Source organism: Curtobacterium salicis, assembly GCF_011759505.1.
In the GTDB taxonomy this organism is placed as follows: Bacteria; Actinomycetota; Actinomycetes; order Actinomycetales; family Microbacteriaceae; genus Curtobacterium; species Curtobacterium salicis.
On record NZ_JAAOYO010000003.1, the window covers coordinates 467195 to 482682 of the forward strand.

General features: G+C 68.0%; 16 protein-coding genes. 8 read left to right on the forward strand and 8 right to left on the reverse strand.

Annotation, left to right across the window (positions count from 1 at the left end; translation table 11 throughout):
* Positions 1–28 precede the first annotated feature (28 nt).
* Both E9228_RS10755 and E9228_RS10760 read right to left on the reverse strand, forming a co-directional pair.
* Positions 29–196, reverse strand: a complete 168-nt coding sequence (locus tag E9228_RS10755) for a hypothetical protein (protein WP_166780550.1) — start codon at positions 194–196, stop codon at positions 29–31.
* Positions 189–347: a hypothetical protein gene (locus tag E9228_RS10760; RefSeq protein WP_166780551.1), complete on the reverse strand. Its 159-nt coding sequence runs from the start codon at positions 345–347 to the stop codon at positions 189–191. Before E9228_RS10760 ends, E9228_RS10755 begins: the two co-directional genes overlap by 8 nt.
* Positions 348–568: 221 nt before the next feature.
* On the opposite strand from E9228_RS10760, the gene E9228_RS10765 reads away from it, so the two are divergent.
* The 3 genes from E9228_RS10765 (at position 569) to E9228_RS10775 (ending at position 2799) form a co-directional block, all read left to right on the forward strand.
* The gene (locus E9228_RS10765; RefSeq protein ID WP_166780552.1) at positions 569–1453 is read left to right on the forward strand and encodes an alpha/beta hydrolase; all 885 of its coding nucleotides are present in this window, start codon (positions 569–571) and stop codon (positions 1451–1453) included.
* 312 nt (positions 1454–1765) lie between these two features.
* On the forward strand, positions 1766–2278 hold the full coding sequence (locus E9228_RS10770) for an ASCH domain-containing protein (RefSeq protein WP_166780553.1): 513 nt from the start codon (positions 1766–1768) through the stop codon (positions 2276–2278).
* The gene (locus E9228_RS10775) at positions 2275–2799 is read left to right on the forward strand and encodes a hypothetical protein (RefSeq protein ID WP_166780554.1); all 525 of its coding nucleotides are present in this window, start codon (positions 2275–2277) and stop codon (positions 2797–2799) included. The genes E9228_RS10770 and E9228_RS10775 overlap by 4 nt, the downstream gene beginning before the upstream one ends.
* Positions 2800–2853: 54 nt before the next feature.
* Here E9228_RS10775 and E9228_RS10780 read toward each other — a convergent pair whose 3' ends face one another.
* Positions 2854–4056 (reverse strand): FAD-binding domain-containing protein, encoded by a 1203-nt coding sequence (locus E9228_RS10780; protein WP_166780555.1) that lies wholly within the window; start codon positions 4054–4056, stop codon positions 2854–2856.
* A gap of 82 nt (positions 4057–4138) precedes the next feature.
* On the opposite strand from E9228_RS10780, the gene pip reads away from it, so the two are divergent.
* Positions 4139–5083, forward strand: a complete 945-nt coding sequence (pip, locus tag E9228_RS10785) for a prolyl aminopeptidase (RefSeq protein ID WP_166780556.1) — start codon at positions 4139–4141, stop codon at positions 5081–5083.
* Between the two features lie 57 nt (positions 5084–5140).
* Here pip and E9228_RS10790 read toward each other — a convergent pair whose 3' ends face one another.
* A complete protein-coding gene (locus tag E9228_RS10790) occupies positions 5141–5878 on the reverse strand; it encodes an SDR family NAD(P)-dependent oxidoreductase (protein ID WP_166780557.1) in 738 nt (245 codons plus the stop codon).
* A 135-nt stretch (positions 5879–6013) separates the two neighbouring features.
* Between E9228_RS10790 and E9228_RS10795 the strand changes: the two genes are divergently transcribed.
* The gene (locus E9228_RS10795; protein WP_166780558.1) at positions 6014–6937 is read left to right on the forward strand and encodes an AraC family transcriptional regulator; all 924 of its coding nucleotides are present in this window, start codon (positions 6014–6016) and stop codon (positions 6935–6937) included.
* 26 nt (positions 6938–6963) lie between these two features.
* Here the strand turns inward: E9228_RS10795 and E9228_RS10800 are convergent, their stop codons facing one another.
* Positions 6964–8046 (reverse strand): zinc-binding dehydrogenase, encoded by a 1083-nt coding sequence (locus E9228_RS10800; protein ID WP_166780559.1) that lies wholly within the window; start codon positions 8044–8046, stop codon positions 6964–6966.
* 79 nt (positions 8047–8125) lie between these two features.
* Between E9228_RS10800 and E9228_RS10805 the strand changes: the two genes are divergently transcribed.
* On the forward strand, positions 8126–8908 hold the full coding sequence (locus E9228_RS10805; RefSeq protein WP_208385829.1) for an MmyB family transcriptional regulator: 783 nt from the start codon (positions 8126–8128) through the stop codon (positions 8906–8908).
* A gap of 27 nt (positions 8909–8935) precedes the next feature.
* Positions 8936–9886, forward strand: a complete 951-nt coding sequence (locus tag E9228_RS10810) for an alpha/beta fold hydrolase (RefSeq protein WP_166780561.1) — start codon at positions 8936–8938, stop codon at positions 9884–9886.
* 373 nt (positions 9887–10259) lie between these two features.
* Here the strand turns inward: E9228_RS10810 and E9228_RS10815 are convergent, their stop codons facing one another.
* Positions 10260–10556: a hypothetical protein gene (locus tag E9228_RS10815; RefSeq protein ID WP_166780562.1), complete on the reverse strand. Its 297-nt coding sequence runs from the start codon at positions 10554–10556 to the stop codon at positions 10260–10262.
* Between the two features lie 230 nt (positions 10557–10786).
* Here E9228_RS10815 and E9228_RS10820 point away from each other — a divergent pair, with 230 nt between their 5' ends.
* Complete coding sequence (locus tag E9228_RS10820; protein ID WP_166780563.1) at positions 10787–11158, forward strand: hypothetical protein; 372 nt, start codon at positions 10787–10789, stop codon at positions 11156–11158.
* A 93-nt stretch (positions 11159–11251) separates the two neighbouring features.
* On the opposite strand, the gene E9228_RS10825 is transcribed toward E9228_RS10820, so the two are convergent.
* Positions 11252–13954 (reverse strand): ATP-dependent DNA helicase, encoded by a 2703-nt coding sequence (locus E9228_RS10825; protein ID WP_166780564.1) that lies wholly within the window; start codon positions 13952–13954, stop codon positions 11252–11254.
* 3 nt (positions 13955–13957) lie between these two features.
* Positions 13958–15358, reverse strand: a complete 1401-nt coding sequence (locus E9228_RS10830; RefSeq protein ID WP_166780565.1) for a hypothetical protein — start codon at positions 15356–15358, stop codon at positions 13958–13960.
* Positions 15359–15488: the final 130 nt, after the last annotated feature.

Below are 15488 nucleotides of genomic sequence, written 5' to 3' on the forward strand. Positions count from 1 at the left end.
GGACGGAGGGCACGGACCGGACGGCCGGTCAGCGGATGCGGGGCTCGGCGCGGAAGAAGTCGGAGTAGCGCGGCTCGCTCGGCTCCCACAGACGGGCCGTCACGATCGCTGCCAGGTCCTCCGGCGGCGTCAGCCCGTGCCGTCGCCACTGCGCCGGGTCGGCGCGAGCAGCCCTGATCGCGTGCCGGTCAGCCACGGACTGCCGCCGGTCGGTCGACGCGGTGCAGGGACTCGCGTGGGGCGTCGGACGGCTGGTGGCACCGACCGAGGCTGATCGAGCGGGTCGGCGGCAGGGACACGTCGGCCGGGTCGATCCGGGTCGCGATCGGGGTGATGGTGGTGAGCACGGTCGTCCCTCCCGGGGATCGGTGGAGCGCCGGATCGAACGGATCTGAACGCTGATGTTTCAACGTCCTCATTTGTACGTGATGGCAACTGATATGGCAACGCGCTCCTCGCGGGGGATCCGTGGTAAGAGCCACCGGCTGAGCGGTCCCGCAGCGTGTCGTGAGGACCTCTCCAGTCCGCGCTGGGAACGTCGTGGCATCCACACCGGAAGAGGGGTCCGATGCCGACACTGTCCCGACGCACGCTGCTCATCGGCGGCGGATCGGCCGTCCTCGCCGCTGCAGCCGGCGCCGTCCTGGTCGAGCAGGGTGTCTTGCCCGGACGGGCATCGGCCGAACGGGCGCTCGGCATGACCGGACCGGCTGGCGTCGTCCCGACCACCGAGGCCGGCCGACGCCTCCAGGGTTCGTTCGCCTCGGCCGCCCGTGGTGGCGCGGAGACGGGGTGGACGATCAGCTACCCGCCCGGCTCTGCAGAGGGTGACCCACTGCCGGTGGTCGTGTCCCTGCACGGGTACGGCGGCGACCACCGCAGCAGCTTCGACCACGGCATGCACCTCGACCGGTTCCAGGCCGCGGGTCGGGCAGCGGGCGAGCCGGCCGTCGCGATCGCCTCCGTCGACGGCGGGAACGACTACTGGCACCCCCGCGCCGCAGGTCGTGACCCGCACAGGATGCTCGTCGACGAGTTCCTACCCCTGCTGCACGACCGCGGGTTGGACGTCGGACGGCTCGGGCTGTTCGGCTGGTCGATGGGGGCGTACGGAGCGCTCCTGGTCGGCAGCACGCTCGGACCGGAGCGCGTCCGGGCCGTCGCTGCGAGTTCGGTGGCGCTCTGGCCCACCCCGCAGCGGGCGGCCTCGGGGGCGTTCGACAGCGCGAAGGACTTCGCGCAGCACGACCTGACGACCCGGACGGCGGCGCTCGGGGCCCTGCACGCACGGATCACCTGCGGCACCGCGGACGCCTTCTGCCCCGGCGACGAGCAGCTCGTCCACCGCATCACACCGGCGCCGCAGTCGAGCTTCACGCTCGGGGCGCACGACTGGTCGTACTGGCGGCGGGTGGCGCCGGACCAGTTGCGGTTCCTCGCTGCGGCCCTCTGACCAGCCGCGCACCAGCCGCTGACCAGCCGTGGCCGAGCCGCTGACGAGAGCGGTCACCACCCCTGGTGCATGCGGCTGCATCGGCGTAGCCTTCCGCGCAGTGACCCTGGACCCCGGCCACCCGATCGAGCTCGACCGTGCCGCACCGGCACGGGCCGACCCGCGGGACCCGGGCGACAGCACACCCGACGGCCGTCCCGCGTGGGCGAGTGCACCGTCGCGGAGGGGCGGCGGCGCGCTCTGGGCCGGCGGGGTCCCGACCCGACGGGGCCCCGCCGGCTGCCGAGGCCGTGCGCGCGCTAGGGTCGCGTCATGGACGCACCGTCGCCTTCCGTGGCTGCCTTCTGGGCCGCCCGCCGTCTGGAGTCGCCGGACCTGCCGGGCGAGGTCCCCCTTGCGTGGGGCTTCGGCGCGACGCCCGAGCATGCCGACGGACTGCTCGCGCTGGTCCTCGCCGGCGTGAAGGACGGCACGGCGTCGTCGCGCTGGGACTACGAGGCGACCGCGGACCCACTGCCCGAGGTCGGTGAACACAGCGTCGTCCTCGACGGAGCCGGTCAGCCCCGAGCGGTCATCGTGACGACGGACGTCCGGACCGTGTCGTTCGACCAGGTCGACGCCGAGCACGCTCGGGCCGAGGGTGAGGGCGACCGGACACTGGACTACTGGCGGGCCTCGCACGAGCGCTACTGGCGTGAGCACTCCGAGGACCCGCGGCGCTGGGCGCCGGACATGCCCGTCGTCTGCGAGCGCTTCCGGCTGGTCTGGCCCGACCCGAGCGACTGGCCCGACCCGAGCGACTGGCCCACCCGGAGCGAGCCGTGACCCGGCTCCGGCTCGGCACCCTCGCCGCTGCGGCCCTGCTCGCCGCGGGCCTGCTGACCGTCGCCGGCTGCTCGTCCGAGTCGAGCGGCTCACGGGCGCGGATGTACGACTCCGTCAGCAGCATGGCTGACGACAGCTCCCTCGTCGTGACCGGAACCGTCGGCGAGCAACGGGTCGCGGACGACGTCGCGGACGCCGGCTCCACCACACTGTCCACCGTCCGGGTCGTGGACACCGCCAAGACCGACGCCGACCACCCGGCGGGATCCACGGTCGTCGTCCGCCAGCACGGCACCGCCCGGTCGTCGGACCCGGGGATGCTCCTCGAGGAGGGGAGCACGTACCTGCTCTACCTCAGCCCGTCCGCACTCGACGGCGACCTGGCCAGCCAGTACTTCGTCACCGGCGGGGCCGCCGGTGTGTACGTCGGCGAGGACGGTCGCAGCGACTTCCGGCGCGGCATGGACGAGGGCGACGAACTCCCTGACCGCCTCACCCTCGCCGACGCCCTGCACGGCTGACCGCGCCGCCACGGTCGAGCCCTGCCGTCAGATGAGTCCGGTCGTGCGGACAGCTCAGTCCACGACCAGTTCACGGACGAGCGCCGGGATGCGCTCGCGGAACGGGAAGAACCCGCGGGACGCGTACGGCCACGCCGCACTGTCCCACCGGCGACGAACGGTGACGAGGCCGACACCCTCCGCCGCGAGGGCGGCACGCAGTGCGCCGAGGCGCTCGTGGACCGGCCCGACCGGCGCGTACGGGACCACCACGGTGTCGAGCTGCTCGGACTCCGCCCAGCGCAGGACCGTCGACGGCAGCGTGTCGCCCAGCACCTGCGCCCGACGGCCGCTCGCGTCCAGCGTCCGTTCGGCCGCGTCGTCGACGGCGGTCGCCGTGAAGGCCTCGACGAGGTCCGAGACCGCGAACGGTGACCGCGCGGCGGAGTCCGAGGAGACCGCTGTCGCGACGGGGTCGGACAGCCGAGGGTGCTCGGCGAGCAGGCTCGACGCCTCCAGGTCCTCCTCGTGGAGCAGCAGCCCGACCCGCTCGCCGATGGTCCCCACAACGTCCTCGGATGCAACCGGTGTGCGTGGTGGCAACGGCTCCTCGGAGAGTGCCCGGGCGGTCGTCGCCAGTCCACCCGGCGAGAACCGCCCGTCCGTGTACCGCGCGATGTTCGACGCCGACGCCAGGTAGGTCTTGCCGGCGGTCTGCAGCCCTGCGACCCACCGCCACGACAGCGTGTTCGACGCGGCATCGCCGTCGAGCAGGTGGCCGGAGAAGAAGTCGGCGCCGAGCTGCCACGGCAGCCCGAGCGTGAAGACCCAGATGCTCGCGAACCACATGCGCGTGTGGTTGTGCAGGTAGCCCGTGTCGATGAGCTCCCGCGCCCAGGCGTCCATCGCGTCGATGCCGGTCCGGCCGTTGACCGCGTCGTCGTAGCCGGCCGGCCGGGTCCCCGTCGCGAACTCGTCGACCTCGCGCCGGTACCGCCGCCACACCTCGGGGTTCTGCTCGAGCCAGCCCTTCCAGTAGGTCCGCCAGAACACCTCCTGCACGAACTTCTCGGCGGCCGGCAGGCTGTGCCGTTCGAGGACGGCCGCGACGACCTCGTGCTCGGTCACCAGGCGGTGCCGGACGTACGGCGACAAACCCGAGACGTTCGTCCGCGAAGCCCCGAGGTCGGCGTTGCGGTCGCGGGCGTAGTCCCGGCCGGCGCGCGGGACGAACTCGTCGAGGGCGTCGAGGCCGGCAGCTCTGGTCGGGATGAACACCCCCTGATCATGCGGGCGACCTCCGACGGTGCTGCCGTGCGCAGCGCGTGCCGGCCACGGACCGTGACGCTACCGTCGAGCCATGCCCTACCCGAGGACCGAACCCACCGCCTCCGGGATGCTCGACGTCGGCGACGGGACCTCCCTGTACTGGGAGGAGTCCGGCTCCCCCGACGGCGTCCCCGCGCTCTGGCTGCACGGCGGCCCCGGCGGTTCGCTCGGCAGCGGCTGGTACCGGACCCACTTCGACCCGACCCGGTACCGCCTGATCGGCATCGACCAGCGCGCCAGCGGCCGCAGCCGGCCGCTCGTCACCGAGTCCCGTGACCGTCTCGCCGACCACACCACGCAGCGGCTGATCGCCGACATCGAGGCGGTCCGGCAGCACCTGGACATCGAGGACTGGGTCGTCACCGGGATCTCGTGGGGCACCACCCTCGCCCTCGCGTACGCGCAGCAGCACCCGGCGCGCGTCCGCGCGCTGGCCCTGATGGCCGTCACGACGACGAGCCGCGAGGAGGTCGACTGGATCACCGAGGGCGTGGGACGCGTGTTCCCGGCGGAGTGGGACGCGTTCGAGCAGGCCGGCCAGCGCCTCCCGGGTGAGCGCGTCGTCGACGCGTACGCGCGTCGCCTGGCCGGCACCGACCGGGAGGCACGTGCGGACGCCGCGCAGGCCTGGGACCGGTGGGAGAACGTCCACGTCTCCCTCGACGACCCCGGCCTCCGCGAGCACGGTCACCTGGGTCCGGAGCTCCGCGAGGGCTTCGCCACCCTCGTCACGCACTACTGGGCGAACGACGGGTTCCTGCCGGGCGACCAGGCCGTGCTCGCACGGCTGGACCGCATCGCACACGTCCCGACGGCGCTCGTGCACGGGCGGCGGGACATCAGCGGGCCCGCCGTCGCCGCCTGGCGACTGCACCAGGGGCTGCCGGGGAGCACGCTCACCATCGTGGAGGACGAGGGGCACGGTGGGCCGGGCGGGAGCGCGACGCTGACGGCGGCCCTCGACGGGTTCAGCTGAGGGGCGTCTGCGGTGGCGGCGCAGCCGCAGGCGGCGCGGACACTCCCCCGCAGCGCGTCACCAGGCCACCGGTCCGTTGACGTCGGTGAAGGTGCCGGTCGGCCCGTCGGCGGCGATGGTCGCCATCGTCACGGCGGACCGGGCTCCTTCTGCCGGGGTGAGCAGACCGCGGTGGCCGTTGAGGTCCGTCGCCACGAAGCCCGGGCAGACGGCGTTCACGAGGATGCCCTCCGCGGCCAGGTCGCGGGCGTACATCATCGTCACGGCCGTCAGCGCGGTCTTCGACGGCACGTAGCCGAGGGCGATCGGGTCGGTGTTGCCGAAGTCCGAGATGGCCGCCAGCGACCCCGCGCTGCTCGAGACGTTGACGATCCGGGGCGATGCCGAACGGCGCAACAGCGGCAGGAACGCGCTCGTGACGGTGATGACGCCGAAGACGTTCGTCTCGAACACGGCTCGGACGTGGTCGACGTCGGCCGAGCGCGGCAGCTGGCCGGCGAAGTCGGCGCCGGGCTGGTGACTGATGCCGGCGTTGTTGACCAGGGCGTCGAGCCGGCCGTGTGCCTCGGCGACGTGCTCCGCGGCGGCGGCGACCGAGGCGGCGTCGGTGACGTCGAGCGCGACGGCCGAGACCTCGCCTCCGTCGGCCCGGAGTTCCGCCGCGGTCTCCTCCCCACGCTCCAGGCTCCGTGCGCCGATGACGACGGTGTGGCCGAGGCGTGCGAGCTGTGCGGCGATCTCGCGGCCGATGCCCTTGTTACCTCCGGTGACCAGGGTGATCAGTGGTGCGGTCATGTGGGGTCCCTTTCGTGCCGCCGAGCGGCGACGTGACGTCATGACCAGGGGCGCCTGGTCCGGAGACCAGCCTCCAGGTCGGCCGTCGCATCCGGAATCATGCAGCGTCCGCTTTCCATGTCCTAGAGTCCAGGAATGCCTGCCGATCGCCTGTCCGAGGTACTCGACCTGATCGAGGTCCGCGGGGTCGTATCCGGCAGCTCGGCCCTGCGGGGCCGGTGGCACACCCAGAGCGTCATCGACGACGACCTGAAGTTCATCGCCGTCGTCCGTGGGTGGGCGACGCTGGACACCGAGGGGGCCGCAGCACCGGTCCGCCTCGTCGCCGGCGACGTCGCCGTCCTGAACGGGAGGTCGTGGTTGACACTCGACGGCGGTGACGGCCCGGAAGCACCCGCGATCGTCGAGCCGCCCACCGCGGGATCGAGGATCTCTGACGCCGACGTGGCCGCGACCGACGTGGACGTCGTCATCGGAGGCCGCATCGACCTGAACGCCACCGGACGGGAACTGCTCCTGCGCGTCCTGCCTCCCCTGATGCACGTCGGTGTGGACAGCACGGTGGGCGCACACGCTCGGGGCCACGTGCAACGGCTGTTCAACGAGATCACCGGCCAGCGGATGGGGTCGGACTTCGCGATGCGGCAGTACGCGCAGCTGCTGGTGCTCGACGTCATCCGCGGGTTCGCCGACGACGCCGAACTGCCAGCCGGGTGGCTCAAGGTCCTGGCGGACGAGCAGCTCCGGCCCGCGCTGGACCTGATCCACGACGGGCCCGCCAGGAGCTGGAGCCTGGAGGACCTGGCCCGCGCGTCATCGATGTCCCGCAGCACGTTCGCGGCACGCTTCCGCGAAGCGGCCGGGACTCCCCCGCTGGCTTACCTGATCGCCTGGCGGATGCTGCTGGCACAGCGTGCACTGCGCTCGAGTGACACCCGCGTCGGAGCGTTGGCGTTCACCCTCGGGTACAGCTCGGAGAGCGCGTTCAGTGCGGCGTTCAAGCGGCACGTCGGGGTGTCGCCGGCGGTGTTCCGAGGGCGGGTCGCCGGTACTTCGTGACCGCCCCGACCTGCCGGCCGTGCTCATCATGGTCGGGGGGTGAGTGCCAGGATCGACAACCCGCGGCTCTGCTCCGCCTGCGTGAGCGCTGCCTCGGGATCCTCGAGCCCGACGGTGCGGACGTCGAGGGCACTGAGGTCGATGACGCCCGCTTCGACCTGACGCCACACTCGGAACGCGGTCTCCTCCGAGCACATCCACGACCCGCGGAGCGTGATCCGGCGGCGCATCAGCTGGTCGTACGGGATGGGGAGGGACTGACGAACTCCCCCGAGGAGGACCATCGTGCCGTCGGTGCGGACGGTGTCGAACCCCGCCATCGTCAGATCGGAAGTCGGTGTCGGACCGAGAGCGTCGATGACCACGTCCGCCTCCCCGCCGAGCGCCGCGCTGATCGCCGCCGCGTCGCCAGCGCGACCGCTGACGGACCGTACGGCACCCACCCGGCTGTCCAGGGTCTCCAGGCGGTCGAGGCTGGCGGCGTCACGCCCGACCGCGACGACTCGCGAAGCGCCACGCGCAAGCGCCACGAGGACCGCGGCTCCGCCCATCTGGCCACTCGCGCCGAGCACGACGACTCGGTCCCCCGCCGTCATCCCGCTGCGCTCCACCGCACCCGCAGCAACGCTCAACCACGGCAGGAACGCGAGCTTCGTCGGGTCCGCGTGGACATCCGCTCCGGGCAGTGCGAGGACCGCCGACCCGGGCATCAGGGCGCGCTCGGCGAAGGTCCCTGTGCGCCACACCCGCCGCATCCGGTCCGTGGTCGCCGTCGTGACACCGCGACCGCCGATCCCGGTCCAGCCGAGCAGGACCTCCTCCGGGTCGGCGACCCGACCGCTCCGCAGGAAGCCCGTGCACAGTGCGGTCTCCCCCGGGCGGACCGTCGTGACGTCGTCCGCGACCTCCTCGACCACCCCGATGCCACCGATACCGAGGACCGTCGGGGTCGCGATGACGCCGCGTCCGCCCTCGACGAGCGCCCGTGTGTAGGCGGGCACCTGCACCGCGAGCATCCGCAGCACCACGCCGCCGCTCCGGACCAGGGGGTCGGGTACCTCCTCGAGGGTGAGCGCCGAGCCGAGTTCATCGAGTGTCCATGCCTGCATGTCCCGAGTCTCCGGCGCTTCCGGGACAGCATCCAGAGCCGCCGCATACTGGTACCCAGACCACCAGGGAAGGACCGGCGTGAGCGACGTCAGCGAGCAGCAGCGCCGGGAACTCGGCGCGTTCCTGCGGGCGCGTCGCGAGCGCACACCTCCGGAGGACGTCGGGATGCCGGGCTCGCCCCGGCGACGCACACCGGGCCTCCGTCGCGAGGAACTGGCGATGCTCGCCGGGATCAGCCCCACCTGGTACACCTTCCTGGAACAGGGCCGCGACGTCCGCCCGTCGCACCAGGTGCTCGACGCAGTCGCCCGGGCGCTCGGACTCAGCGGTGCCGAGCGGACCCACCTGTTCGCGATCGCGACGGAGCCGCCCGCAGATCGCGTCACGGCGCAGCAGCTGGACACCGAGGTGGCGCGGATCGTCGACCAGCTCGACCCGAACCCGGCCTACGTGACCGGGGAGACCTTCGACGTGCTTGCGTGGAACCGCTCCGCGGCCGAGCTGTTCCGGGGCGCCCTGAAGGACGACGAGCACCCGAACCTGGTCCGCTGGGTGTTCCTCTCCCCCGACGCTCGCGACGTCCTGCCCGACTGGACAGACGTGGCGCAGAGCCTGCTCGCACGGCTGCGCACGCGCGCCGGACGACAGCTGGGTCGCACGTCCTTCGCGGAGCTCGAGGCCGAACTGCGGAGCGCCAGCCCGGAGGCCGACCTCTGGTGGCCGCGGTACGACATCGGGACCGAGGGGGCCGGCATCAAGCGCGTGCGTCTGGTCGACGGTGAGGATCAGCGTCTGGCGTTCACGTCGTTCGACGTCGCAGAACGCCCGGGCCAGACCATGACCGTGTACCGACGGCTCTGACGCCCGCCCGCTCGGTACGGTGGAGGCGTGACCGTCCGCCGTCCTCGCAGCCCGATGTTCTGGGCCCTCGCACAAGTCGGGTCCCGCGTCCGCGCCGGATCCCCGCGCGGCCTGCCGGGACCGAGCACGCCGCTGCCCGCCCCGACGGACCTCCAGATCCCGACCCGGCACGGCACGGTCCGCGCGGTGGTGCAACGCCCCGCCGTCGACGTCACCGACGCTCCGGTCGTGATGCAGCTGCACGGCGGCGGCTTCGTCAACCGGTACCCCGAGCAGGACCTCCACATCGCCCGAGCGATGGCCGACCGGCTGGGTGCCGTCGTGGTGTTGCCCGACTACGACACCGGCACGCGTGTGCAGTACCCGGTCGCCGAGGAAGAGGCCTACGACATCGCGCGGTGGCTTCAGGACGAGATCGGAGCCGGGCGGTCCGGGTCTCGGCTCCTGCTCAGCGGCGTCAGCGCTGGAGCAAAACTCGCGATCAACGTCTGCCAACAGCTGCATGCCGCGTCGCTGCCGAGTCCCCTGGCCGTCGCGCTCGTCGTCCCGGTGACGGACGTGATGCGCACGGACCGCACGTCGAACGTCCGTCGCCCGGCGATCAGTCCGTTCGTGCAGCGCTTCGTCGGCTGGGCGTACTTCCCGGACACCGCCCGCCAGCAGGAGCCGCTCGCGTCCCCGTCCCGCGACAACGCGCTACCCGAGGCGATGCCGCCGACGCTCGTACTGACCGGCGGTGACGACACGCTCGCCCCCGAGGCGGCCGAGCTCGTCGCGCAGCTCCGGAACGGGGGCGTCCACACGGAGCACCACGTCTTCGTCGGGTCGGACCACGACTTCGTCGCGGGCCGCGATCGATCGGTCATCGTAGAGACACTCGACCGGCTCACCGACTTCTTCGCCACGCAGCTCGCGCGCCCGAGCCTGGACCCGAGCGTCGACCCGGACACGGACACGGACGAGCGGAGCACCCGGTAGTCGACCGACCACCGGGCGGAGCCCGTCGCAGCGCAGAGTGGCCTGCCGATCACTTCGCTGCGGCCTGCTCATCACATCGCGAGGAGCTGCGCGTTCCGGGCTGCGATCTCCTCGTCGGTGTCCGGGGAGATCATCGGCAAACACAAGCGCCGCTTTTTAAAGCGTGACGGGATCGCCGTAAATACCTCCGTCATCCCCGTCAACGGTTCGGTTCGTCGGGTGCACGGTGATCATCACGATCGTGATGGCCTCGCGTGACTTTCGCTCCTCGACAAGTTGGCCCACCTGGAACTTTTTGGCAGGCGTGCTCGGTGAATAGGCAGGAGGAAGGAGCCACTATCCGCGAGAATGCGGCAAACACGGCACCACTGGGTCAGTGAGTCAGGGCACCAATCACGTTCCGCCAGTCCATGCCATCGAGGGCACGGTCGAAACTGATCGAGTTCGACGAGTTACCGACTTCGTTCTTCGTGCGAAGGTCAAATATCAGGACAATGTACGAGCCGTCACTCACGCCCTTCGGCCCGTGGAAATCAACTCTAAGCGGGTTCCCGTCCACCGCACCATAGATGGTCACCAGGACGTCGGGGATCTCCGGACCCCTTGCACCTGCGATGAAAGTGACGCCGCGGGTCGCGAACTGCCGCGCAACGCCCGCTTCCATTTCCAATGCCGAGATATTGGCTTCCTCTCAAGCGCGTCATCCGCTGCGAGCAGCCTTCCGCACACTTGCGGTCGGAAAGTGCGATGTGTCGCGGATCCCAAGAACCGAAAGCGCTGCCAAGTTCTCTGAACCCGCGGATCAAGAGGCACTCGACGTCCACGAGGCTAACAGTTGTCGTCCGCCAGGTCATCGACCCCTACGCACGACAGCTCGCCCGGTGGGTTGCCGAGGGACGGATGAGCGGTGATGAGGCGGTCGCGTTCATCACAGTCCTAATCGACGACGAGGCCTGCCTTCTCGATCCCGATGCACCTTCCGATCCCGGGCACCAGGTGGAGACAACGCATTGGGGTGTTGACCTGCAGGGGGCAGTCGACCGCCGCGACACCGCACATTTCGACGCAACAGCTCGGGCTTCTAGTGCGAAGCGGTGCGACAGGGCGTTCCGACAGGCGGTCGGCGCTTCGGGTCTCGATAACAACCTGGAGCTTCGGGATCAATTTCTCGTGGAACTCATCCGCGATGTGCTGCGCGGCCAGCGGTCCGAAGACGAAGCGCTCTCCGCTGGCCTCCGCCACATTCGCGAAGCGCACCAGACCGGTGACTGACTGGGCGCCACGCTCTCGCCGCGACTGGCCTGATCCACGCGAGCCACGGATTCACACCCGCAGCCTGAGTGTCGCCATCATGGGTCGGCGGACCTAGGGGAGGCGCTTTAGGCCACGTCGTGCCTTCATCAGACCCACGTCGCTCCCATTTCGTTTCGGGTCGAGCTGACTCATGACCTTGGCCTGGGTCTCAGGGGTCCAGTAGATCTTCAGCTCTTCGCGAGCGCGGGTGATCGCTGTGTAGAAGATTCCGTGCGAGATATCGTCCTCGTTGGCGTCGGTAATGACGACCTTCACGGAGTCGTATTCGAGGCCCTGTGAGCGGTGAATCGAGACGGCGTAAGCAACTTGGAACGGCACAGTACTGCGGTCGTCTTCACTGTCGGCGTCAGTGTTAGCAGGCAGATAGACGCTGAACCGAACGACGGACTCGTCGACGTACTCGAGATCGTCGACGCCCCACACGCTTAGCTCGGAGAAATTGCGATCGAGCCACACGTCGAACTGAATTCGACCCGCATCGACCTGAACATCGACAATTCGACCCTTGAGATTGTTGTGGATCAGCGGCGCGAATCGACCGGAGTTTCCGAAGACAATCGGATCTCCGACCTTGTACGTGCTGGCACCCCAGGTAACTGTATTGCCTGTATTACCCGCCTGAAGGAATCGGTTGATGTTATTGATGCCGTAGAGTCCGTCGTAGTTCAAGCAGAGGATGATTTCGTCTTCTCGAAGCGGCGTAAACAGGGAATCATCGAGCACCCCGGAGAAGCCGTGATGCGCAATTGATTCTTCGATGCCGTCTTCGAGGTTTCGCACCTTGTCCCAGAAATCGAGCAGGCCCTCGTCACTGGTGCGCCATGGTTTCGTGAGCTGGAAAACCGCCTGCTTTGGCAAGAACTCCGGAACGATGCTGAACCAGTTGCCGAACTGGATCGCCTCGATCTGGAAGACGTCACCCACGAGAACGAGCAGCTGGAAGTTGGTGTTGTCCAGAATCTTGATCATGTCAGCGTTGCTGACGACACTGCACTCATCAATGACGAGCACGTCGTAGCTACCCCCGCCCCCGCGACCCAGGTGGCTTGCGATGGTACGGAACTCGGCATTTTGGGCAGCGACCTTGCGCTCCAGATTGGCCTTTGCAGGGTTGGTGTGTGCGAGGAAGAGCTTGGAGTTCTCGCCGAAGTAGTTGGCGATGTAGTTGACCATCGTGGACTTGCCAGTGCCTGCGGCTCCGTAAATGAAGGCGACGCGGGATCGCGCGAAGAGCGACTTCAGAGCTTCGCGCTTCGACTCGTCGTCTACCTTCAGTGGCGTTTCGTCGAGCCAGCGGTCGACCGCTTGCTCGTGTCCGCTTACGCCGCTGTCCGCCAGCGCCTGCAGGCGCTCGACGATGCCGACCGTGTCATCTTCGTACTGATGCATGAAGACATGACCCTTGTCTTTCTCGAGCGCGCGTCCTGCATGGCGAGGGGTCGGCGGCAGGGTGTCGTTGTGCCGCTTGATCAGGGCGTCGAGGTCGTCTAAGCCAGCCAGATCGTCGACAGACGTATAGAGCCGACCCTCTTGCTCCACGTTCGTTCGTATCCGTCGGCCGAGGAGCTCGTGCTCGCGGCCAGAGGTGTCGAGAGCTTCGAACAGGTCCGCCATGCGCGGTACGTGGCCGGCGGGGCTGGCAGCGAATGGCATGGAGTCAAATGGACTCGCACGAGACGTTAGCCGGAGATTCGACAGATACCGGTTCGGTCGGCCATCCTGTTGCAGCTTGATGACGCGGTTGTTCATCTCCAGCATCAGATACCGGACGATATTGGTGCCTGGAGCCTTCGACTGCACTAACGAGCGCACGCTATCGAGCATCGGGAAGATTCGAGGTGGCTTCGCAGTGGCAACGGCAAATGCCTTGATGCGGTCGTACTGGGCCTGATCCATGTCCATGAGATCGAGCAAGCTCGCGCCGACCTCGGTGAGGTAGCGCATGAGCGCGTTGTACTCATTCGTCCGACTGGACGACGTCTCCTTGCCGAAGATTTCGGCGAGGTGCTGGATCTCGCAGGGTCGGATCGCCACCTTCCAACCACGAATAATAGTGATCGGCATCTTGCGCCCGAGCACCATAATCTCGTCGTGGACAAGGAACAGGTGAGCGGCATAGCGCGACGTCATGTCGATGTCCGTGAACGCAATGATGCGGGCGAACTTGCTTGTATTATCAGTGATGCTCGTGAAGGTGACCTCGTAAAGGATGCGGCCACCCGTTACGAACGGCCTCACGGACTGCACGTAGAAGTGGTCCTCCTTACCCTCGCCGGGAGCCAACATCGCCGTGGCATCGATCCGCTCTGCGATCTTCTCGTGATACTCGCGAAGCGATGGATCCAGATCCACCGGGAAGTCTTCAAGATTCGCGAGGACGTCCAGCCCGAACTCGTCTCGAAGAAGAGCGCGGATGCGAAGGAGGTACGTATAGTACTTCAGCATTAAACGCTCGGAGACGTCACCGTCGAACGTGTAGTGCGACTCGCTCTGCTGCAGCAGCTTGTGGAACCGGTGCAGAAAAACGAACTTCTTCCCGGACGAGCCAATCCAGGATGTCCCCGCCTTGATCGCATCGTGATCGTACGTCGTGTCATCCGACTTCGTGTGTGCGCGGACGATGACGCCTTCAGTTAGATCGCGCAGCTGCTTAATGACATTCTTCGACATTAGCTTTCGGTTGCCGGCGAGTTCCTCGATATTCTCCGAGATAGTCGTGGCGGCAGACGCGATCTGACTTCCTACGCTCGCCATCGGCTATTCCTCCTCGTCCTGGAGAAGAAGCACACGTCTTGCTGCGCTCGTTACGTCGACTGGGCTCGCGACCGGGATCGAGATCTCGCCCTTAAACACCTCGTTGTGGTCGCGGGCCGTCAGCTGCCAAGTGCCGTGGATGGCGGTGAGAGAGGCATCCGCCACGAAGAGTACGAACTCTTCGTCTTCAGACTCGTAGCTCCCGAGCGGTCGAAGCTCGCCGATGTCGAGATCGAGATCTACCGATCCGCCGTTCTTGAAGCTGACAGACGGCGGGAAAGACTGACCCGGCGTCGAGGGATGCATATAGGCAAGGTGCGAGTAGTCCGGAACCCCGAGCGTCCGCTGGGTCGGTCCCCAAATGCGTGGAGGGCGTGGAAGCTCGAGATTCGAGAAGTCATCTGCCCACTCCGGATCCACGAATGCTGTCGCGAACACCTCGCCTTCGAGATGAAGCTTCATTTCGACATCGTGGAAGAACACGGTTGTCCGGTTGGTCACTTTGACGATGATCGGGGTGAGCAAGCTAGCCGCGACTCGGGCGCGCGCCGAGGACCATGCAGCGCGAAAACGATCCTCCCAAGCATCGATGGAGGCACGATAGGTCTCTTCGGTTCGCTCTTCCGGGATCAGCATTGCGCTCACGATCGATGAGATCCCGTTGAGCCCCATAAGCGCCGTACGGCCAGAGCTGCCCGGATAATCATCGTCGACGGTGGTGGGCGGCTGCGGAGTCGGGAGGGCGCCAAGCAGCCGAGCGGTCTGTCGGCTCAGATACTCATCGATCGTTCGCTCGTCGTCGTGACTGATCGGCGAGATCTCCCCGAGCACCTCTACCGCGAAGTCGACCTCCACCTTCGACGCAGCGCTTCCACGTTGGATAAGAAGGTCGACTTCGTCAGCATTCGCCTCGCGCGTTTCGCCATCGGCCCGGATGTAGATGCGGCCGTTGGTCAGCGAGTCACCACTGCTGCGGCACGGGAAGGGCCCCTGTCCGGGCATAGGCGGGTCAACCAGCACGACCAGTACCTGATTCGTGGCGTTGTGGATTGGCACCCACACGATGTCCCAGCGAGGGCCGGCTGCACCGACGTACTGCTGGACGATCTTTGCGATCTCCATCATCTCGATCGGCGGAATACCCATGATCGAACCTCCGCCAACGCCGATCACCATCGCGGCGTAGCCCTCGAAGGCAGCCGCTGCTGTCTCCGGCATGCGGTTCGCTGCGCCGAGGATGAACTTGGCAATCTTCTCCTTGTCCTTCTTCGTGGACAGATCGAGGATGCTCTTCAGTTCGAGATAGTGACGCTCGGCCAAGTCTCCGTGCTCAGCAGCAGCCATCACGAGACGTTGCGCAGCCAGGACTCCTCGCGGCGCTAGCGAGGTGTCGATACCAGTCATAGCGCGCTCCGTACGTAAGAGGGACTGAGTAGGTGGCCACACATCTTCGCGTCGTCAGCGCCGATTCAGCGGAGGCGCCAACGGTTGCGATAGCCACGAGGCTTTAGGTTATCCGTGGTATCCGACGATC

Bases quoted from the DNA above. Each gene is read 5' to 3' on its own strand.
- E9228_RS10820 (WP_166780563.1), top strand. From the start codon at position 10,787: ATGAGCGGTGATGAGGCGGTCGCGTTCATCACAGTCCTAATCGACGAC.
- E9228_RS10790 (WP_166780557.1), bottom strand. From the start codon at position 5,878: ATGACCGCACCACTGATCACCCTGGTCACCGGAGGTAACAAGGGCATC.
- E9228_RS10795 (WP_166780558.1), top strand. From the start codon at position 6,014: ATGCCTGCCGATCGCCTGTCCGAGGTACTCGACCTGATCGAGGTCCGC.
- E9228_RS10800 (WP_166780559.1), bottom strand. From the start codon at position 8,046: ATGCAGGCATGGACACTCGATGAACTCGGCTCGGCGCTCACCCTCGAG.
- pip (WP_166780556.1), top strand. From the start codon at position 4,139: ATGCCCTACCCGAGGACCGAACCCACCGCCTCCGGGATGCTCGACGTC.
- E9228_RS10765 (WP_166780552.1), top strand. From the start codon at position 569: ATGCCGACACTGTCCCGACGCACGCTGCTCATCGGCGGCGGATCGGCC.
- E9228_RS10830 (WP_166780565.1), bottom strand. From the start codon at position 15,358: ATGACTGGTATCGACACCTCGCTAGCGCCGCGAGGAGTCCTGGCTGCG.
- E9228_RS10825 (WP_166780564.1), bottom strand. From the start codon at position 13,954: ATGGCGAGCGTAGGAAGTCAGATCGCGTCTGCCGCCACGACTATCTCG.
- E9228_RS10770 (WP_166780553.1), top strand. From the start codon at position 1,766: ATGGACGCACCGTCGCCTTCCGTGGCTGCCTTCTGGGCCGCCCGCCGT.